Below are 20,153 nucleotides of genomic sequence, written 5' to 3'. Positions count from 1 at the left end.
CACCGCTGGTGTACCAGTTGTTCCGCCAGGAGCATAGCTGGGTAGCTACGTGTGGACGGGATAAGTGCTGAAAGCATCTAAGCATGAAGCCCCCCTCAAGATGAGATTTCCCATGGAGTTAATCCAGTAAGACCCCTTAGAGATGATGAGGTTGATAGGTCTGGTGTGGAAGCGTGGCGACACGTGGAGCTGACAGATACTAATCGGTCGAGGACTTATCCAATAAATGATTCTTGATTTGTTTCTATAATACATTATCTAGTTTTGAGAGAACCATCTCAAATGTGAACTAAGATACTCTGATAGAGAATCCGATGTTCAATAATAGTCTGGTGGCGATAGCGAAGAGGTCACACCCGTTCCCATGCCGAACACGGTCGTTAAGCTCTTCAGCGCCGATGGTAGTTGGGGGCTTCCCCCTGTGAGAGTAGGACGTTGCCAGGCACCCTAAAAGCATTCCCTTGAGGAATGCTTTTTTTATGTGCATAAATAGAAGAGGGGCGTTGAAGAGCTCTGTTCCGGAGGAACAGCATCTTCCTCGAATGGGCCGATGGTTATTACAACGTGATTATGCTTCTTCGAAAGAACATCATGTCCCCCTGTGAGACGAACCCTTTCTCTTCGTAACACGTCGTGAAACACATCTAGGAAATACTACATGTCCAATCATCCCCGTAGAAGAGAAAGGGTGAGCCAGGACGTTGCCAGGCAGGGCACGCTGCGCATGGAAATAGGAGAGACGGACATACGCTGCATAATAGTAGTGCACCCGAAGGAGCAACATCATCCTCGAATAAGCCGATGGTTACATCGTGAAAAGACATCTTGAAAAACATCATGTCCCCCTGTGAGACGAACCCTTTCTCTTCGTAACACGTCGTGAAACACATCTAGGAAATACTACATGCCCAATCATCCCCGTAGAAGAGAAAGGGTGAGCCAGGACGTTGCCAGGCAGGAACGCACCGCATTGAAGAGCAATGAAGGGATGAATCCACCTGTCAGAAGAGCGCCCGAAGGAGCAACATCTTGGGACGATAGTTAATAAATAATTGCTTCGACAGAAAAACACCCAATTTGGACAGAAAGAGGCTCATAAGACCTCGTTCGTATACTGCCAATAGATTAATGAATGGTAAGTACTTTAAAAAACGCGACTTTTTTTAATAAATAACGTCTAAGTAACAATGAACATAAATGCTAGGAGGAAGAACCTTGTCCAATGTTAAACAACAAGTGATTACAGAATGGTACTCACAGTATAGCAATTCTATTTTTAGTTATATTTTACTAATGATTCATGAACATCAACTAGCTGAGGATCTTACACACGAAACATTTATAAAAGCCTATAAAAAGTATGATTCTTTCAAAGGGGATTCCAGTCCGAAGACATGGTTGTTTTCCATAGCGCGTTATACAACGATTGACTATGTAAGGAAACGAAAACCTGTTACTTATCTTAAAGAATTATTTAGTTTGAAAACGGATAAAAGTCCTTTGCCAGATGAGGTTGTTCAAATAAAGGAAAACTCAAGAGAATTATTTGACGCATTAAGTCAATTAAAGAAAACCTATAGGGACGTCATTATCCTTAGAAAATTAAAAGAGTTTTCCACTAAAGAAACAGCGGAAATCCTAAATTGTTCTGAGAGTAAAGTAAAGTCTACGTTAAATAGAGCGATTCCAGCTTTAGAAAAACAACTTCTTAAGGAGGGATATTTACATGAAAACTCAATTTGATGAACGGTTGAAGCAATTAGATGATGATATTCATTGGAACAAACAGAGAAACCAAAAGGTGAAGAAAGAGATCGTAGCTGAAATAGAGACGTATGAAGTGAAGCCTTCCAATATAAAAAATATGCTTGTTTACTCCTCTAGTATCATTGCTTTTGCATTATTTGCTTTTTTAATTGGGGTGAATATGGTTTCGATAAATGAAGGTCAACGATCGTCTAATGAAAAGAACGTGGAAACTATAATAGAAGACAATACGGAAGAAAACGATCTAGATGAGTATGAATGGATAGAAACGAATGATGAGCTCGATCTTGAAGATGAAGTAAAGCTAACAGAAGACAGAAGTACGTGGACAGAGGAAGAAATGTTAAATGATCTATCCGCAGGCATTATATTAACTCATCGTCAATTAACTAAATTCGTTGAGGGTGAATGGTCTCTTGATTATCATACTGTAGAAGATCAACAGATTATTTCAGATCTATTTTCCTATGTAAGTCGGGCAGGTACAGCGGCCTTTCATTTATCTGCTGACAACTATCTTTATGTTGATTTAATGAATTTGAATTCCGTTTTAGGAGAGGCCTTTCAAAACCAAGACGACGATGGATTACTGTTAGCATATCAAGTCGTTCATGATCTCGATGTTGCTTACAACGGTTATGAGGATGATAAAGGTCCGTTTGGGGTTACATTGTATAGAGATGCGACTTATGATGTTGTAAGGACTTATCTAGGACGGGAGTAAGGTTTTTGCCGGAGAAGAGTAAGTAGCTTCTCCGGCAAAAAACAAATTAGCTTCGAAAGCATAGATAGTTGAATTTTATTATTAATAGGTATGACTAAGTTTGAAAAGTGAAAAGGAGGTACCGTATGAAAAGGGTAAAGGTCTTTTTATGGCTATCTTTACTAGTTGCTTTTCTAACTGCTTGTGGTGGAGAAGAACCGGTTGGAGAGGTTGAACCCTGAAGAGGTAATCGAGGAAGAGCCAATTGTTGAGGGAACGGACGACCTAACAGGTGATTATCCATATCCAGAGGATGATAGTGAAACAGGTGAAGGAGTATTAATTATTCAGACTGTAAGTGGGGACTCATCTGAAGGTGACGTACCGGTGATGTTTGTGTCAGATGATACAATCGTTACTCAGATTGGATACATAATTGAAAACTTTGATGGAGACAAAGAAGTGTTCTTTTTATATAAATGAGTTGTTTGTTGAAGCTGCACAAGGCGGCGAACTGATGCAGTCTGCATTGGATCTATATGACTGGATGCTTGAACCTGCAGAGTACGAAGTCACGGCTGTACAGTACGAAGGAAATGATCCGAACGAAGATGTTGTACATTTATCGAAAGCTCAGTATAGAATTGAAGAAGGCAGTTAAGAGGACAAAGGGACAAGATACCTTGTCCTCTTTTGAGTGTATATTATATCTTTTTAATCCGATTGTGAAACGCTTATAGCGCTACGCGATACGGATAAGCCTTGAAATAATACAATAAAAGACTTGTACATCAACAAAATGAAAGATTACAAGAACCAGAGTTTGAGATGCCCGATACATATAAGATTCTAACAAGAAAGGGGCTTTGTGCCTCATTTTCATGTTTTGTATCGCAGGGCGATATATCCTTGCAAATTTATTAAAGAACCTTCATATTTAATAGAAAGGAGGTATGATATGCGACATGATATACAACCGAATGAACGATCTTTCTCTACCAAGGAAGTAGCAGAGGAAGCAGGGATAGCAACCCCCACTGTTCGAAAGTATGGCCAAATCTTAGAGCGAAATGGATATGAGTTTTTGAAAGATGGCGACCGGCGTATCTTTGTTCAATCCGATATTGAATCGCTTATAGCGTTACGCGATACGGACAAGCCCCTAGACGATACAGCTAAAGACCTTGTGTATCAACAAAGAGAGAGGTTAGAAGGATTTAAACAAACAGACATAGCGATACCCGATACATACGACAACTTACCTCGCGATCCCGATCAAATAAAAGAGATCCTATTGTTTTTATCCAATGAACTCGCAGCTACACGTGAAATGAATGCTGAATTGACAGAAAGTATGTCTCAGCTTAAAACAACGGTTTCACGGCTCCAGCAAGATCATCATGTGATCAGTTCCACTATTGGAAATTCAGCACAAAGAACTCATGCTAAAATAGAAAAGTTAACGGAGCAACAAAAGTTCCATTACGAAACATTGCTGCAACAAGAACAACAAAAAAGTGAATTCTTACAACAACAATTACAAAACTTGCGGGAAGAACAGAAACAAGAGTGGCGCACACAAAATGATTTTAATAAACGTTTAGAAGAAGCGATACAAAAACCTAAAGACAAAGACAAGTGGGATTGGATTTTCTCTTTATTTCGAAAATCATAGGTTCGGAAGCTGGCAGTCTACGAATGCAGTTTAGTTTCGCTAATGGGTAAAGGGAATCGATTGAAAAAAGTGAGAGTGGATAGCGAATGGCTACCTGCTTTCACTTATTTTATGTTCGTGTGGAAATTTGTCGTACCTTGTATTTCCCGAGGAATATATGATATCTGCTTACGGTTTATTAAAGTGTTAATCGTTTAGGGGGAGAAGAGGTAAACTTCTTAAGTATCACCGATAGCGTTACTCGATATGGAAAGGTTCCTTAGACGATATAATCAATAGGGGTCTAATAAAACGATATTTGATCTATATGGCAAAGAATGAGGTCTAGCGTATTTTGGGTTGCGTATGCGTATCGCAGGACGATATAACTTGTTATTAATTACCTGAAGTTTGCTGGTAGCTATCGTTTCAGACAGACACCTAGTTTCCCCTTTCGCATATAGTACCAAAGGGGGTGTTTTGTATGAATTGGCAGCAAAAAATTAGTCACTTAATGGGGCAGCCTGTTGGAGTTTCATTTACAAACGGTCAAGGAACATCAGGTATATTGTGTGATGCTAAAGATGGACAACTATATATTATGGAATATATGTACCATTCTCAGTTCGCTTTAAAGCACTATGATTATAGAATGATTCAAGATATTAACGGATTTCCGCCTTGTCAACAGCAACATCATAATCACCACCACCAGCAACCACTATATTAAGGAACAAGCAAATGGAAAGCCGGCTCAAAGCGAGTGGGCTTTTTCTGTGAGTATAATCCAACGTCACATCTGAAATGAGTGGGACAACGGACCTGTCCCTATGTCCCGTGTCCCTATGTCCCGGAAATCGGAGATAGGAGACTGTAAGGCGAGTGTTATGGCGATAAGGTGCGCTTGTATCCTGAAGAGGACGATTTTCTTGTTAGCCGGTGGCACAGGCATATGTTACGATTGAAGGGAAAATACATAGATTTGTTTTCTTTGTGAGCATGCTCAGCCGAATATCTCACCTAAGAACCTACTAAAGCGGGTTGCTTCATGCTTGAAGTAAGAATCTACATACGTTGATTTATTCAGAGGAGGGTACTATGGCACAACCAAAATATTATATGAATCTTGATAAAATTAAAGAGATACCAGAAGAGGAAAAGGCAAAACTAAAGAAGATTACAGAAAAGTACGTGTTTCGTGTAAACGATTATTATTTAAGTTTAATTGACTGGAGCAATCCGAACGATCCAATTCGTAAGCTAGTGATTCCAAATGAAGGGGAACTAGAGGAATATGGTCGTTGGGATGCATCGGATGAGGATACGAATTATTCCGTCCCTGGTTGCCAACATAAATATGCGACAACAGCTTTGCTGATTGTGTCAGAAGTGTGTGGGGCTTATTGTCGTTATTGCTTCCGAAAGCGTTTGTTCCGAAACGATGTCAAGGAAGCGATGAGTGATGTCGAGCCTGGTCTGAAATACATTGAAGAGCACCCAGAAATTAATAATGTTCTATTAACGGGTGGGGACTCTCTTATTTTAGCTACGAAGAAACTTAGAATGATTATTGAGCGTCTGCGTGCGATTGATCATGTGAAAATTATTCGCTTAGGCTCTAAAATGCCTGTTTTTAACCCAATGCGAATTTACGAAGATGAGGAATTGCTCAAATTAATTCGTGAGTACTCGACAGCTGAAAAACGGATTTATGTGATGGCACACATTAACCATCCTGTTGAAATTACAGAAGAAGCCAAAAGAGGGTTCCAAGCTCTGCATGATGCTGGTGCGATTGTCGTCAATCAGACACCTGTTTTAAAAGGAATTAATGATGATCCAGAAGTGTTAGCAGAACTACTGGATAAATTGTCATGGGCTGGCGTTACACCTTACTATTTCTTTGTGAATCGTCCAGTTGCTGGGAATAATGATTTCGTTCTTACTTTGAAAGAGCTTTATGACATTGTTGAAAAAGCAAAAGCGAAGACGTCAGGATTAGGGAAACGAGTACGGCTATCAATGAGTCATACGAGTGGAAAGATCGAAATTTTAGCCATTGAAGATGGAAAAGCTTACTTGAAATATCATCAGTCACGTGATGACGAGTACGGGAAGTTTATGGTTCTTGACTGTCCTGATGATGCGGCGTGGTTTGATGATTTGCCTGGAAATGAACAGTATTGGAAGAAGCCAGAGAAGAAAAGTGAAGAAGTTGTTTCGGTGAATGAGATGCCGGATATGCCAAGAAAGAAGAAGAGAGAGCGTGTGGCGCAGTTGTAAAGGTGCTTTTCACCATCCGAGTTTTTTATCAATTGTTTCTTGAAAGCCAACTTATAGCGAATGAAGAGCAAAAGCATATACGCTTTTGCTCTATTTTTTTATGGAATAAAAAGTGTTTCGAGTATTAGATTTGTATAGGGTAATTATTGAGAGGTACTGGTATCTCAAACTATGTAATCAAACATCTCATATGAAAATGGGACGAGGAACCTGTCCCTCTGTCCCGCCTCTGTCCCAAGAAGGAATATCCTCTCCGTTCCCCATCATACATATAAGGAGCAACCAAAAAGGGAGAGGGAATTATGACCATTATGTTCGGAACCCATATCATTCATACGGTTCAACCTGGAGATACCGTTTACCGCCTTTCTGTTCAATATGAAAGTACAGTGGATGCCATTGCTCGGGCCAATGTCTTGTATCCCCCTTTTGTAGATCCATATACGATCTACCCTAATCAGATACTCGTGATCCCAAAGGTAATTTCAAATGAAACGGCGACTCTTTACGTCATTCGACGAGGCGATACAATTGGAGCGATTTCGCAGCGATTTTCTAGTTATCCAGAGCTTTTAGTTGGGATCAATATCACGATACAAAATCCAAACTTCATTTTCCCTTATCAACAAATTCAAGTGCCAGCAGTGATTTATGAGGTGGATACTGGAGATTCCCTCGCCTTGATCTCAGAAAGATTAGGGATATCAATCCAGACCATCATTGATGCAAATGCTGGGCGGATTACGTTCTCCCCAGATGTACTTTATGTAGGGATGAGACTGATCATTCCTCTTCCGATGTCACAGAATATTGTTGTTACACAGCCTTTCCCTGGGTCTGTTATCCGTGATAACCAATTTATTACCGGATATGCTCGAGCTTTTGAAGCCAATGTGCTGTATCGGATGGTTGATGATAATGAAGTTATCGTTACAGAAGAAACGTTCACAACTGCAGATTATGGAGCACCTTCTTATGGGCGCTTCCGGGATAGCATTCCATTTGATAGGGAGCCAACGACCAGTGGAGGGGTATTGCAGGTGTATACGAGGAGTGCGAAGGATGGGTCGGTTCAGGATCTTGTTCAGGTGAGGGTTTGGTTTGGGTGAGGTTTGGTAGTTGGGTAAGGAGAGGGGGAATTGTTCCGAAGCCACTATATCAATAGCTGAGATTCGAGAGTTCTTATAACCTATAATTAAAATACATCTTTTCTGTTAGATTACTTCACGTGATTGCTTACAGCTCATCTAATGCTTGATAAGATAAAGACATCAAAGAGGGCAGAACATTCGGGAGGTAATCAATATGACAACTACAGGTTTAAGAAATCCAGGAATTTTCACTTTGATTGGACTTACATTTTCAGTGTTTTTTAATAGATAAGATGGTGTTAAAACTACCAGTTAGCAAAAGAGCTAATTGGTAGTTTTTTTCTGTCTATCCTATTGAGTAGAGTCGATTGGGACTCTGAAAAACCAAAGTGGCTCAGAATAGAGAAGAAAAGTCGTTCATTCCCGCCTTTTCTGTACCCACTATTTTATGTGTGTGGAAATTTGTCGTACCATGTATTTCCCGAGGAATATAACATGCCTATATAATAAAATGTGAATCGATGAGAGGAAGAAACGGAAAATTTCATAAACGTATCGCCCATATCGCTGCGCAATACGGGTAGTCCCTAACATTATCTTATGTTTTGTTTCGTATCGCAGGGCGATATAACCTTGGAAATAGCCTTAGTCGCAACAGCGTAAAAGCGTCTGCGTGGTAAGCATAATTATTCAAAAATAAGGATAGTGTTAGCAATATGTTATTTGCTGACCACTATCCTTATTTTTGATATTCCTCTAAAAAAGTTTCAGCTGTTACTAATTTCCTTGAAGTTCAAATTCAAAACCACTAATTTCGGCAATCATTCTTGGAATTTCTGTATTATCAAGTACACCATTAAATTTTTCGGCTCCTACACCAACAGTGAAGACTGGAACCATTTCTCCCGTATGTCCACCTGTGGCACTTTCTTCCCGTACTTGTCGGTCGATCACTCCAGCACGGTAATGATGAGCAATAATACTGCCTACTTCCCAACCAATTTCGTGAGCTAGAATAAGGCGTCCTTCAGGGTCGTTATTATCCCAAACATTCTCTTGGAATTGGCTTATTTCTTCATCTGTTAATTCAATGTTCGCATATTCTGCAAACACTTCACGGATGCTTTCAGCTGTGAAATTGCCTGTATCTTCATCTAATTCTAATTGTTGTGATATATACTCTGGAGAAACTCCTACTTCTTTTAAAGCTTCCATATCCATGACCTCTGTTGCTGCAATACCCATTGTTTCATGGTCAGCAAGTACAACGACTAATGTTTCACCATCTTCTTTTGCCCAATTAACCGCATATTCTACAGCATTATCAAATTCAATCGTTTCTTTCCAGATTCCTACGAAGTCAGCGGCGTGAGAGGCATGATCGATTCTTGCGCCTTCAAGCATAAGGAAAAACCCATCTTCGTTTTGCGATGCAGCCTCAATGGCTTTTTGAGACATTTCCACTAACGTCGGCTCTTCACTGTCCATTACCTCTCGATCGCTTACATAATTCATAAATGATGGGTGAAACAACCCTAGTAGTTTTGAGTCTTCGGTTGGTTTATAGTTATTCAACTCATCCTTATTGCGAACGACATCATAGCCTTCCTCTTCAAAGGAAGCGATTAAATTTGTACCATCTTGTGCATCAGGAAGAAAAAAGTTTTCTCCGCCACCTAATGCGATGTTGTAACGGCCTTCGAAAATTTGCCTTGCAATTTCATCTTGTCCTGCCCGATCTGGAACCTTTGCAACAAACCCCGCAGGAGTGGCATCGGTAACGGTATTAGTGGAAACAATACCAACCGTTTTTCCTTGCTCTTTAAAAATGTCGATCAGACTTGTTAATTCGTCACCATCAGGTCCAACGCCAAGCATACCGTTATTCGTTTTGTCCCCGTTCGCTAGTGCTGTTCCAGCAGCTGCAGAGTCGGTGACAATATTGTTTTCAGAGTATGTTCTAGAAAGAGCCACATTAGGAAGGGTTTCCATGAACAACTCTCCTTCTTTTCCATGCTCAAATAAGCGGGCAATTTCCATCTGTCCCATTCCCATGCCATCACCAATCATGACAATGACATTTTTCGGTGATGATTCATCAGCTTCAGTAGCTTGCTCTTCTTGAGCAGGATCATCAGCAGGGGTTTCCTCAGTTGGTTGGTCAGCGTTTTGTGGGGTACAAGCCACAATTGCAAGTATTAAGTATGTTAAAAATATAACACTAACGCTCTTTTTCAACATTTAATATCCTCCTTATGTATGTCGTATCGTTATTAGGGTTGTTGAAAAAGTTGGAAATTATGCGTGGAGAAGCGATGAAGTCCGAATTGCTTTGAAAAGCTGGAGGAAAAGTCGTTCATAGGAGAGATGAAGGCCTGAACCGCTTGAAAGCTGGAGGAAAAGCCGCTCATGGGAGGAGTGAAGACCTGAACCGCTTGAAATGCGAGAGGCAAAGTTCTTCATAAGAGTGATGAAGACACAGATCGGTTGAAAAACTGGAGGAAAAGTCGTTCATAGGAGTAATGAAGACCCGAACTTCTAGAAATGCAAGTGGAAAAGATATTCATAGGATTGTTGAAGGCCTGAATCGCTTGAAGTGCTTAAGGAAAAGTCTTTCATAGAGGCGATGAAAGCCCAAATCAATTGAAATCCAAGAGGAAAGGTTCATCAGATTTCTCATCTATCCGAACAAACTGCTATTATGAATAGATCTAGTTTGGAGAATTCTTAAAACCTATAACTAAAATACATCTTTTCTGTCAGATTACTTCACGTGATTGCTTACAGCTCGTCTTCTGCTTGATAAGATAAAGACATCAAAGAGAGCAGATCGTTCAGGAGGTAATCAATATGACAACTACAGGTTTAAGAAATCCAGGAATTTTCACTTTGATTGGACTTACATTTTCGGTGTTTTTTAATAAATAAGATGGTGTGTTAAACCTACCAGTTAGCGAAAGAGCTATTTGGTAGGTTTTTTATTTTATTCTATTAAGAAATGGGACGAGGAACCTGTCCCCCTGTCCCCTCTATTCCTTATAGTCCCACATAATTCTGGGTTCCTCGTTATCTAAGGATACATACGTATATTGGACAAACTGGAAGCGTCCATATTTCCCGTTATAATCTTTTGTCACGATCACTTCATATACTTCTATCGGCTCAGACTCCTCAGTCATTTTCCAATTTTTTATTTTATTTGGCCTTGAGGTGGAAAATGTGTACGTATCTGCTCCAAAATGATTCATAAATGTATGAACTCGATCCTGCATATAAGAAGACTTTGAAAAGCGATCTTTCATCTTTGGATGGAGCAACTCCCAGGAAGAAGCGAAATCAGCTTTTTGTTCTGCTTTATAAAATTCATTTACAAGGTTGCTAGCTTGTTTAGATTGGGAGGGGATCAGAATAAAAAGTAAACTAATGATGGCAATGACGGATGGGATGATAAGGATGAGTGGAGATTTATGTTTACGCATAGGACTCACCTTCTTTTTCAAGGGTTGTATCAGATTTTATTCTCGATTGGGACAGAATATGAGTTTGATTTTGGCTTAATGGGACAAATATTCGGTGTTGAATTAATTTTGGGTTAGCGGAAACTGCTGTAAGGGAAAACTACTAAATTGATTTAGTGAAAGGTGGATAATTACCATGTTATACACCTACTTTTCCACATTAAGCAAGATATTCACAGGGGAAGCTACAACTTTTTTTACTATTGTATAAGATTATCCACAGCTAATTCCTTTTTAAAAGAAGTGTTTTATGTTTATAATAGTTCTATAGAAAGGTGATGGTGACAATCAAACCGACTGATCAGTTAGCCCAAAAGCGCTGGCAAGCTATGCCGGGTGAAATTAGAAAGAAGCTTGAAGATAACGTATTTTGTTCCTCATGTGGAGTGACAACGATCGTAAATTATGAAGTCGATTCTACGGATTTCATGATCATTTTAAAGGGTTATTGTAAAAAGTGTAACGGGCAAGTAGCGAGAGTGATAGATTGATATAAAGGAATAACCACCTGTTCTCTATTGTAAGAGCAGGTGGTTTTCTTTTATTCTTACCTTAAGTTTATAAAATACCCCTCAATGTAAAGGGAATAGTGTAGATTCAAAAATGAAATCCTGTTACACTACACAAGTTGAACATTTTAGGGGGAAGGTGAGACGATGCTACAAGCACTGATTATTTTCATAGCCCAGTTGTTATTTGTTCCCGTGCTCACATTGAGAACGATCATGATGGTCAAGGGGATGAAGGAAAAGGCAGCGGTGCTCGGGATCCTTGAAGGACTTATCTACGTTGTTGCACTTGGAATTGTCTTTAGTGATTTATCGAATTATTTAAATATGGTTGCCTACGCATTAGGTTTCGGTATTGGTGTATATATCGGTCAGCTGATCGAACAAAAACTGGCGATTGGATACGTTTCAATTGAAGTGAACATTATGAATAAAAATGAAAAGCTAACGAGCCACTTGCGAGATGAAGGCTTCAGTGTCTCGATGTCTGAAGTGGAAGGGATGAATCACGCTCGTAGATTTCGACTTGATTGTACCGCTAGACGTGATCGTGAAGAAGAGTTTATGAAGATTGTAAGTACGCATGAGCCGAATGCGTTTATCATTTCTTATGAGCCACGGAATTTTAAAGGTGGATATATTACAAAGGCGATGAAGAAGAGGAAAGAAAAGCGGGATAAGGCGGTTCGTGCGTCGTAGTGGTAGGTTGATTGCATAAGGGGGAAAGCTGAGTGGGGTTAGCACTCAGCTTTTTTTGCTTTAATTAGATTGAAGGATTTCAAGAGTTATATAGGTATAATGTATTATGTAAATGTCTATCAATACCTATAAAACCATTGTATTCCAACTACTTTTATAGTAAATTAGAAAATGTGTTTCTTATAGAGAAAAGAGAAAAGGGGAATTTACTTATGAAAAAGTACAAAATGAAGACAGTTTTAGCGAGTGTGGTTGTTGCATCAATGGCTTTAACGGCTTGTGGAAACGAGGAGGAAGCAGCTGAAGAGGTTGCTGCAGACCTAGTGGAGGAAGTGGATGCTGAAGCTGAAGAAGATGCAGATGCAGCAGACATTGACTATACATATGAGTTAAATCTTGACGGACGTACACTAACGTTTAATTGGGAAGCAACAAACTTTGAGCTTTCTGTAGACAATTATGGTGTTGAAAACGTAGATGGTGAAGGACATGCTCACTTATGGTTTAAGGCAGAAGGGGAAGAAGGTTCAGGGACACGTGTTGGTATTAACGACTACAACTTCACAACTGAGTTAGACCCGGAAGATTTCCCAGCTGGAACATATGAAGTAGAAGTTGAATTAGCAGAGAATAACCATACTTCTATTCCTGGAACACAAAAAATTGAAACGGTTGTTATAGATTAATTAGGAAAGAGACTAGCTTTAGGTAGTTTATTCTTGAAATAATAGCGCAAGTTCTTCAACAAACGAAGCAGTTTTCTGGAAGAAGAACTAGTAAAAATGAATGGGGGTGTCTCAAAAGGTCTGTTTTTGACCTTTTGGGACACCCCCACCTATAACAATGACAAATCATTTTTCCATTCCATTACGTATTCTTGCTGTTTAGTATCCTCGTCTATTAGTTCTTCTTTTACTACAAAATCATTTTTTTGATAAAAACGAACTGCTATTGAGTTTTCTTTATATACTTTTAGTTGAATAACATTTCTTTGCTTTTTGATGAAGTGTAACAATTCTTTTCCATACCCATGATTTTGGTAAGGAACATCAACAAAGAGTGCTGCTAAATAGTCACCTACCATTGAAATAAAACCTACGACTTTTGATTGATGGTATATAACATAGGTTTCCGACATTGGAATATACTTCTCTTTCATCTCTACTTTCTTTGATTTCCAATATCTGGGTTCGGTGAAACTATGTGCTTGTATTGAACCTCTATACCAAATATTTATTAATGAATCGATATCACATTCTTTATATATTGCTATATTCATAAAATTAAACAACACCTCCTTTTTATGTTGTTTTGAATATATCTCATTATTTATTTTATCAAAATTTAATTACATTAAGGTCAATCGAACAGCATTCGCAAGCTTGTTTAAAGTAAAGTCTAATAAATCTAAACATAAAGGTATCTTACTTTACATAATTTCTTTTTCTAAGGAAAAAATAAAATAATCAATTTGTGAAGGAAATGATAACCTTATGCATATCGTCTATAACCTTTTGTATTTTTTAGCAGCATGGCGTTGGGGGGATTGGAGAAACTGGCAAAAATATTATCCAACAATCCTCTTTCTTATTTTATGTGACCTACTACATAATTTCTTAGCTTATAATCAAGTTTTATGGATATACCATGAAACCTTATTACCAGAACTGCTTCCGAATCATACAACGATCTCATTATTGTATATGCTGGTGATGTATCCTGCGACGATTTTAATTTATTTGAAGTATTTCTTTAGAACTGATAAATGGAGTAACAGGGTCTTTCATTACGTTTTATGGGTTAGCATATATACTATAGTTGAGTATATAAACATCCATGTTGGTTTATTTTCTCATTACACCGGTTGGGTCATGTGGCACTCAATATTATTTATTATGATGATGTTTATTTTATTTCCAATACATTATAAAAAACCTCTTTTGGCATGGGGGATTAGCTTGCCAATTATCTTACTAATAGTGCTGAACTTTGACTTACCTCTGTATTTTAAGTAACTTTTAGAAAACTAGGTTTATCACCTTGAACTGCGGGTGGTTAAGAAATTTTATACATAGTGAAAACCTCAGACAACCATAAAATTGTCTGAGGTTTTCGTATGCTATTTGTTCGGTTCTTGGTCGTTAACCATTTTATTAACACTACTTTCCCTTCCAGAGCTGAAGCCGGAACTCTAGATGACCGACCTCTTTTTGGAAATTTATCAACCTCTAAAAGACTTCCAAAACGCTCCATCGACATCAATCAAATCCATAATCTCCTTAAAAGGAATCGTAAACGAAGGAAAGCCGAATACATAGGCGGCAATCTCATAAGGTTCAAAATAAATGGTAAGGGACTCTTCGTTTACATAAAAGGGTTGGTCAGGTTGAATGCCTTTGTATTGGTCAGGGAAGTAGTGTTGTGGTTCTGCTTGAATCTGTTTTTCGATGATATCACTAATGACCTTTACATAGTCACTGTCAGGTTTAAAAAGATCTTTGAGCTCATAGATCGTTCCTGTCTTTAGATCGATGGGCACATGTGCTTGATAGGGCATGCCATGTGCTGCACCAAACGGGTAGTCATATCCTTCTAATTTGAGAACGAGTAGATTTTTTTGAAAGAAGGAGACCGAGAAATCGCCGTAATAGCCAAAGTCTAATTGAGTGGGAGGAATAGGGACTACTTTTGATTTTTGTTCGAGTACGTCATTTACGTGTTTCTGAGCTTCAAGGTTTGTCATTCCGTTCACGTTTGGATAATAGACGAGGTAATCTTTATTAGGACTATATTTCCTAATAAGAATTCGATATTGATCATTTAAAGGGAAGCTAGTGTTTGGTTGATAGATGATTCTCCCTGTTTGATCATAGTAGGACAAACTGTGGTCGACATTCGCTTGAATAATCCCTCCAACAAGCCGTACGGTGCCGACACCTGGAATGATCGGGAGCGATAGGGCGCGCCTTCCGCTTAGATCAATAAAAAAAGTGGTTCGATCGGCTGTAACAGAGCTTAATCCTTCCTGATATTCACCTACAGAATCATATAGAAAATCGGTCAAGATTCCCCCAGCTGTTGTAGCAATCCCGTACCGTGAGCCCGCAAATGGCTGTTTTGGATCACGAGCGATTCCGACGGCTACTCTTTGATTACCTAATTGTGTCATATCATTATAGGTAGGTGATATGAGTAAAGTTCCGTTTATATCAATTAATCCGTATTTGTTCTCTATTCCCTCGGCCATGTTTATAACGGCTCTGCCATCTCGAAAAGGCGATGCGTACGTATATTGAGGTTGAATTACAATTCGACCTTGTTCATCTACATAGCCCCATTTGTCTTGAAACGTTTTACTAAAAGCGATCAGTCCTTCACTATAACTCATCATAGAGCTGTATGGATAGGTTTGAAGAGTCTCACCGTTTCGATTAATCAGTGCATATTCATTTTCATTAATTTTCACAAGTGCTTTGCCGTCTCTGAAATCATAGGCTGTATCAAATTGTAGAGGAATCTTTTCATTTCCTCGTTCATCTAAATACCCATAAAGATACCGAGCATTACTTGTATCAGCGAATACAGCACGTTGATCCTGATAGGGCATAATGAGTCCGTATGATTTCTTTGTCAGCTCTTGGCCTGCTTCATTAATGACTTTATATCCGTCTTCATAAAGGACAACAGCACGGCCTTCTGTAAAAGGCATAATTGAATCGTATTTAGGTGGGATCACAAATTTACCTGCTTGATCAATCATGCCAGCTTTTCCGTTTGTTCTCGCAATCGCAAGTCCATTAGGTTGAAAATCATCAGCTTCCTCAAATTGAGGTTGGATAATGAATTGTCCTCTGTTGTTGATATATCCCCATCTTTTCCCTTCTTTTGTGATGATGTAAGCAGGGAGGAGGGCGGTGATTCTTCGTAGTTTTGGATTTAATTTCATTGTTGATTCACTCCGTGTGTCGTTTGTCTAGATAGTATATGGTCGGAGAATTTGGTGGGTGCTTACGACATGAAGCACATTCTTTTTTAAACATGTGGAATCCTGTGAATGTAGTGATTTTATAAGAAAGGAGGGATTTGTGATGAAAAAGCAAGGAAAGCAAAATGGTAAAGGTGCTAAGGGCAGACAAGAGCAGATGCAAAAGGACCAGTCTTCTAGAGATCAAATGCAGCCGGTACCTCAGCCAAAGGATTATGAAGAAATAGAGTATTAAGGATGTAAGGCTTAATGCAGAAAAATAGTGATCACCTCCCCTGAATCAGAATAACCTGTAAAAAGAGGGAGGGGTTTTATGATTCTATTAACAAATCTGAAATCTTGGTTCAAGAAACAAACTAATTCAACCGAGCTTACCTATTATGAAGTCATGCACTTTAAGTCAATCGGCTACAAGGAAATGTATGATAACTATCGCCTTCATGAAAAAAATAAGATAGAGGTTTAAAGCAAAGGGGCTGTCCCAAAAGGTAAAAAACATACCTTTTGAGACACCCCTTTTATTTGCTTATAGTCCGCTGGAAGACCTTATTTCTGTTAAAGTCCACTAGGGAAGATTCAGAGGGCTCCAGCATAAACTCTTCATGCTTTTGTTTTTCTGATAACTTATGTTTAATTTGAGTTTTTTCTAGGGATTCAGGCTTCTCTTCTACTAAAGGTGCCTTTTGCATGCCGGATAGCCACGTTTCAAGCTTATACGTTCCTCGATCAATGATATGGCAAAGATCTTCAAGCGTATCAACTAATTCAACTAAACAATCCAACCCACTCTTAAACTCAGCAACACCTGTGCCTGTAGCTTTATCAGATGAATGCTCCATTTTGTACAAGACTTCATGGTATCGGAATTCAATATAACAACTGCTACGGTCCCAATTGTAGTCGAAATAGGCCACATTTAAACGCTTCATAATCTTTACAAGCTTTCGTTCACACATATCTTGTTCTTTGCTATATGACGTTTTGAATATTTTTAAAATTTTGAGCATGCTAATCACCTTCCTATTTTTATCCCTAGTTTTACAATCCGTTCACCTGTTATCTCTGTTTTCTACAAAATAAGCAAATCCCCTTTTGTAATCGTTTTACATATATCGACTTTGTTTTACAGGAAACAGTGCTGACTGCATTTCGTGAGACGACATAATCCTGTTCACTGCTACGGTTCAGACGGATTTAAAGATTGTCTAAAATTGTAAGGTATTGTTGAAAAGTTTTTTAGATAATTGATAGATTTATAAAAGTATGAAAGATTTGAAAAATGTAAGACTTCAAAGAAAAATAGAATAGACTCCTACATTTACAATTACTTACCATGAGATAATTCTATACTTCATGTCCTTTTCGTTAGTAAATCTGCTATGATACTACCTGTTGTGATTTTCATAGATTACTAAACAAGGGCGGGGAATTTATTGGTAAAAATAACATCTAAGATTGTCCTTTCAATAGTTTTGGTATTTTCATTACTAGCGGTAGGAACTCAGTCAGCTTACGCGGCTCTTTTTGATCCGCTGCCGTTTGAAGATAGAGAGTTAGGGAAAAATAGTAACGCATATAACCCAATGACGATTAGACCGAATACTGAAGAACAAAAACGTTTTATTCAAGAGGTTACTCCTTATGCTGTAAGGGCAAGTGAACAATGGGGAGTGCCGGCTAGTGCTATCATTGGTATGTCTATATTAGAAAGTGGATATGGAACGACGAGAATTGCTTATTATGCAAATAACCTTTTTGGAATCAAAGCGTGGGGATTTAATCCTGCTAACGCTTGGCAATTAAAAGGTCAGCCTGATGAGGATTTTGAAAGAACGATTCCGATTATTGAAAATTTAGGGGCAGACCGTATTATTTTTGATGAAAGTCAAAGAAGAGATAATTGGTACAGACAATTCAACTCTTATGAAGATGCGTTTAATTTCTTAGCAGGGACCCTTCTTCAAAATCAAAGATACGGCTTTGCTCGTGAGAAATACCAAACGAATTTGGCAAATGGTATGAGTATTGAGGATGCATCTAGACAATATTTATTTGATATTGCTCATGCAGGGTATAACCATTTAGGTGGATCTTATTACCGTGATGCAGTAGGAAGAATAATGAATCAGTGGAACCTATTTGAGCATGATCGTCGAGATAATGGAAGTACAAAAAGTACGAATGGGTCAGTATTCAGTGACGTTAATGGACATTGGGCTGAAGAATCGATACTATTTGCAGCGGAAAAAGGCTGGCTTAATGGTCACTCTGATCAAACGTTTAGACCAAATCATCATTTAACTAGAGCACAAGCAGCAACGATTCTTACTAATTTCTTAAACTTACAGTCTGAGGGCACTCCTGTTCGTTTTAATGATATATCAACGAATTTTTGGGCATTCGATGCTGTTAGCTTAGTTGCACAAAATCAAATTATGAACGGTACAGGAAATGGAAATTTCTCACCAAGTACCAACGTAACTAGAGCACAAGTGGCTCAAATTTTTTACAATGCTGGATTTTATACGCAACCAGCACAAAATACAACAAGAGCTTTTTCTGATGTGAGAGATGATCATTGGGCTGTAGTTGCGATTGAAACAATGAGACAAGAGGGGATTGTTAACGGATACTCAGACGGCACGTTTAAGCCTAATCAACCAATGACAAGAGCCCAATTGGCTGCGATTATTCATCGTTTATATGAAAACAATGAAATAAATAAGTAACTTGAGTGAAGAGAAACGATGGTTCGTTTCTCTTCACTTTTTTAGTTGTTGAGTTCCATGAAGCTTCAGACAGTAAGTGGCTCAGTTTGGACAGGAAGCATAAATAATATCCATTGTTGCTAATCAAAAAGTGAAGAGGTGAATGCTATTTTTGTTATAATTAAAACTAGTTTGCTTTTTGTAGTTTATTTTATACTGAAAGGTTCGCTATTTATATGATGTTAGAGTTAGCAATTATCTTTTTGATTCTCCTATTTGGGAGTTTTATTCAAGGGGTTAGTGGCTTTGGTTTTGGGTTGATCGCCATGGGCTTCTTACCTTTAATGTTTACAGTGAAAGAAAGTACGCTTCTAGTTGTGTCGCTCGCCTTAGTACTGTCAGTGAGCATTGCTTTGCAATTGTTTAAGCATATCCAGTGGCGGTCAATACTTGTTATTTTGTCTGCTGCGCTAGTTGGGCGTGTCGGTGGATTTTTTGTTTTGCATAATTATGGAGACCTAGAAATTCTAAAGGTATTCCTCGGTGTGTTTTTACTTTGTGTGGTTATTTATTTGTTCCGAAGCAAACCGCCGAATCCGGATAAAAAAGTGAATGGAACATGGCTTCCGATCATTTTAGGATTAGGTGGAGGTCTAATCGGCGGAGTGTTTGCTGTCGGTGGGCCATTTTTTGTGTTTTATTTTCTTTTGCTTTTTCATAACAACAAATATGCATACAGCGCCAATCTTCAGGTGACATTTGTTATGACCGCGATTATGACAGTGACGCTGCACGGAGTAAGTGGTGACTTTTCGTTAGATTTTCTAGGGTATTTCTTAGTTGGGCTTGTTAGTGTCTTGGTCGGCTCACGTCTTGGTGTAGCTCTCTTTGCGAAGCTTTCTCAGCAAAATATTAAAAAGATCGCAGCTATTGTTGTCGCGATTGCAGCAGCTAACTTGATGGTGACAGCTCTTCTTTAGGGCTTTGGACAGTATAATGGTGAGTTTGGACAGCAAATAAAAGTGCGAGCGATTATGTAGTGCCGGGAAAGGGGAAACCACTAAAAAAGGAAAATCACCTATTTCAGTACCCTCGATTATGTAGCAATGACTCCGCACGTTGCTCGTCTGCTATGAGAAAACCACTCATAGCAGGCTATTTAAATTATTGCAACGGCTCCGTACATTGCTTAGAGGGCACTAAAAAAGGAAAATCACTTATTTCAGTACCCTCGGG

Annotated in this window: 21 protein-coding genes and 2 rRNA genes; 18 read left to right on the top strand and 5 right to left on the bottom strand. The window is 38.8% G+C overall.

All coding sequences use genetic code 11. The annotated features are described in order from the left end of the window. The 10 genes from AC1FXP_RS16885 to AC1FXP_RS16840 all read left to right on the top strand — a co-directional run. Nucleotides 1-223, top strand: a 23S ribosomal RNA gene (locus AC1FXP_RS16885); the annotation flags it as partial. A 105-nt stretch (nucleotides 224-328) separates the two neighbouring features. Beyond that, a 5S ribosomal RNA gene (gene rrf / locus AC1FXP_RS16880) occupies nucleotides 329-444 on the top strand. 771 nt (nucleotides 445-1,215) lie between these two features. Next, nucleotides 1,216-1,743, top strand: coding sequence for an RNA polymerase sigma factor (locus AC1FXP_RS16875; protein WP_480063180.1), 528 nt, complete (start codon nucleotides 1,216-1,218; stop codon nucleotides 1,741-1,743). Further along, nucleotides 1,727-2,491 (top strand): hypothetical protein, encoded by a 765-nt coding sequence (locus AC1FXP_RS16870; protein WP_480063179.1) that lies wholly within the window; start codon nucleotides 1,727-1,729, stop codon nucleotides 2,489-2,491. Before AC1FXP_RS16875 ends, AC1FXP_RS16870 begins: the two co-directional genes overlap by 17 nt. A gap of 201 nt (nucleotides 2,492-2,692) precedes the next feature. After that, nucleotides 2,693-2,953, top strand: coding sequence for a hypothetical protein (locus AC1FXP_RS16865; protein WP_480063178.1), 261 nt, complete (start codon nucleotides 2,693-2,695; stop codon nucleotides 2,951-2,953). Nucleotides 2,954-2,987: 34 nt separating this feature from the next. Beyond that, nucleotides 2,988-3,131, top strand: a complete 144-nt coding sequence (locus AC1FXP_RS16860; RefSeq protein WP_480063177.1) for a hypothetical protein — start codon at nucleotides 2,988-2,990, stop codon at nucleotides 3,129-3,131. A 297-nt stretch (nucleotides 3,132-3,428) separates the two neighbouring features. Then, nucleotides 3,429-4,145 carry a hypothetical protein gene (locus tag AC1FXP_RS16855; RefSeq protein WP_480063176.1) on the top strand — a complete coding sequence of 239 codons (717 nt, stop codon included), beginning with the start codon at nucleotides 3,429-3,431 and terminating at the stop codon, nucleotides 4,143-4,145. A gap of 463 nt (nucleotides 4,146-4,608) precedes the next feature. Then, the gene (locus AC1FXP_RS16850; protein ID WP_480063175.1) at nucleotides 4,609-4,854 is read left to right on the top strand and encodes a hypothetical protein; all 246 of its coding nucleotides are present in this window, start codon (nucleotides 4,609-4,611) and stop codon (nucleotides 4,852-4,854) included. A gap of 368 nt (nucleotides 4,855-5,222) precedes the next feature. Continuing rightward, nucleotides 5,223-6,407, top strand: a complete 1,185-nt coding sequence (locus AC1FXP_RS16845) for a KamA family radical SAM protein (RefSeq protein WP_480063174.1) — start codon at nucleotides 5,223-5,225, stop codon at nucleotides 6,405-6,407. A 302-nt stretch (nucleotides 6,408-6,709) separates the two neighbouring features. Then, nucleotides 6,710-7,516, top strand: coding sequence for a LysM peptidoglycan-binding domain-containing protein (locus AC1FXP_RS16840; protein WP_480063173.1), 807 nt, complete (start codon nucleotides 6,710-6,712; stop codon nucleotides 7,514-7,516). A 759-nt stretch (nucleotides 7,517-8,275) separates the two neighbouring features. Here the strand turns inward: AC1FXP_RS16840 and AC1FXP_RS16835 are convergent. Both AC1FXP_RS16835 and AC1FXP_RS16830 read right to left on the bottom strand, forming a co-directional pair. Continuing rightward, the gene (locus AC1FXP_RS16835) at nucleotides 8,276-9,739 is read right to left on the bottom strand and encodes an alkaline phosphatase (protein WP_480063172.1); all 1,464 of its coding nucleotides are present in this window, start codon (nucleotides 9,737-9,739) and stop codon (nucleotides 8,276-8,278) included. A 788-nt stretch (nucleotides 9,740-10,527) separates the two neighbouring features. Next, nucleotides 10,528-10,977, bottom strand: coding sequence for a hypothetical protein (locus AC1FXP_RS16830; RefSeq protein ID WP_480063171.1), 450 nt, complete (start codon nucleotides 10,975-10,977; stop codon nucleotides 10,528-10,530). Nucleotides 10,978-11,294: 317 nt separating this feature from the next. Between AC1FXP_RS16830 and AC1FXP_RS16825 the strand changes: the two genes are divergently transcribed. From AC1FXP_RS16825 to AC1FXP_RS16815, 3 genes are all read left to right on the top strand, one after another. Next, nucleotides 11,295-11,507 carry a hypothetical protein gene (locus AC1FXP_RS16825; RefSeq protein WP_480063170.1) on the top strand — a complete coding sequence of 71 codons (213 nt, stop codon included), beginning with the start codon at nucleotides 11,295-11,297 and terminating at the stop codon, nucleotides 11,505-11,507. Nucleotides 11,508-11,672: 165 nt separating this feature from the next. Beyond that, complete coding sequence (locus tag AC1FXP_RS16820) at nucleotides 11,673-12,224, top strand: DUF2179 domain-containing protein (RefSeq protein ID WP_480063169.1); 552 nt, start codon at nucleotides 11,673-11,675, stop codon at nucleotides 12,222-12,224. A 212-nt stretch (nucleotides 12,225-12,436) separates the two neighbouring features. After that, nucleotides 12,437-12,910, top strand: coding sequence for a hypothetical protein (locus tag AC1FXP_RS16815; protein WP_480063168.1), 474 nt, complete (start codon nucleotides 12,437-12,439; stop codon nucleotides 12,908-12,910). Between the two features lie 149 nt (nucleotides 12,911-13,059). On the opposite strand, the gene AC1FXP_RS16810 is transcribed toward AC1FXP_RS16815, so the two are convergent. Beyond that, the gene (locus AC1FXP_RS16810; protein ID WP_480063167.1) at nucleotides 13,060-13,503 is read right to left on the bottom strand and encodes a GNAT family N-acetyltransferase; all 444 of its coding nucleotides are present in this window, start codon (nucleotides 13,501-13,503) and stop codon (nucleotides 13,060-13,062) included. A gap of 214 nt (nucleotides 13,504-13,717) precedes the next feature. On the opposite strand from AC1FXP_RS16810, the gene AC1FXP_RS16805 reads away from it, so the two are divergent. After that, nucleotides 13,718-14,239, top strand: a complete 522-nt coding sequence (locus AC1FXP_RS16805) for a CBO0543 family protein (protein WP_480063166.1) — start codon at nucleotides 13,718-13,720, stop codon at nucleotides 14,237-14,239. 206 nt (nucleotides 14,240-14,445) lie between these two features. Here AC1FXP_RS16805 and AC1FXP_RS16800 read toward each other — a convergent pair whose 3' ends face one another. Next, nucleotides 14,446-16,170, bottom strand: a complete 1,725-nt coding sequence (locus AC1FXP_RS16800) for a WG repeat-containing protein (RefSeq protein WP_480063165.1) — start codon at nucleotides 16,168-16,170, stop codon at nucleotides 14,446-14,448. Between the two features lie 142 nt (nucleotides 16,171-16,312). Here AC1FXP_RS16800 and AC1FXP_RS16795 point away from each other — a divergent pair, with 142 nt between their 5' ends. Together AC1FXP_RS16795 and AC1FXP_RS16790 are read left to right on the top strand one after the other, a co-directional pair. Beyond that, on the top strand, nucleotides 16,313-16,444 hold the full coding sequence (locus AC1FXP_RS16795; protein ID WP_480063164.1) for a hypothetical protein: 132 nt from the start codon (nucleotides 16,313-16,315) through the stop codon (nucleotides 16,442-16,444). A gap of 78 nt (nucleotides 16,445-16,522) precedes the next feature. Further along, nucleotides 16,523-16,675 carry a hypothetical protein gene (locus tag AC1FXP_RS16790; RefSeq protein ID WP_480063163.1) on the top strand — a complete coding sequence of 51 codons (153 nt, stop codon included), beginning with the start codon at nucleotides 16,523-16,525 and terminating at the stop codon, nucleotides 16,673-16,675. Between the two features lie 52 nt (nucleotides 16,676-16,727). Here AC1FXP_RS16790 and AC1FXP_RS16785 read toward each other — a convergent pair whose 3' ends face one another. After that, nucleotides 16,728-17,216, bottom strand: coding sequence for a hypothetical protein (locus tag AC1FXP_RS16785; protein ID WP_480063162.1), 489 nt, complete (start codon nucleotides 17,214-17,216; stop codon nucleotides 16,728-16,730). Nucleotides 17,217-17,642: 426 nt separating this feature from the next. Between AC1FXP_RS16785 and AC1FXP_RS16780 the strand changes: the two genes are divergently transcribed. Then, nucleotides 17,643-18,938: an S-layer homology domain-containing protein gene (locus AC1FXP_RS16780; RefSeq protein WP_480063161.1), complete on the top strand. Its 1,296-nt coding sequence runs from the start codon at nucleotides 17,643-17,645 to the stop codon at nucleotides 18,936-18,938. 215 nt (nucleotides 18,939-19,153) lie between these two features. Further along, nucleotides 19,154-19,897, top strand: a complete 744-nt coding sequence (locus AC1FXP_RS16775) for a sulfite exporter TauE/SafE family protein (protein ID WP_480063160.1) — start codon at nucleotides 19,154-19,156, stop codon at nucleotides 19,895-19,897. The last annotated feature ends 256 nt before the right edge of the window (nucleotides 19,898-20,153 follow it).

This window comes from Halalkalibacter sp. HAAS-P013, assembly GCF_056619925.1.
The sequence above is the reverse complement of the archived record's forward strand: the minus strand, read 5'-3'. Positions and strand labels throughout refer to the sequence as shown.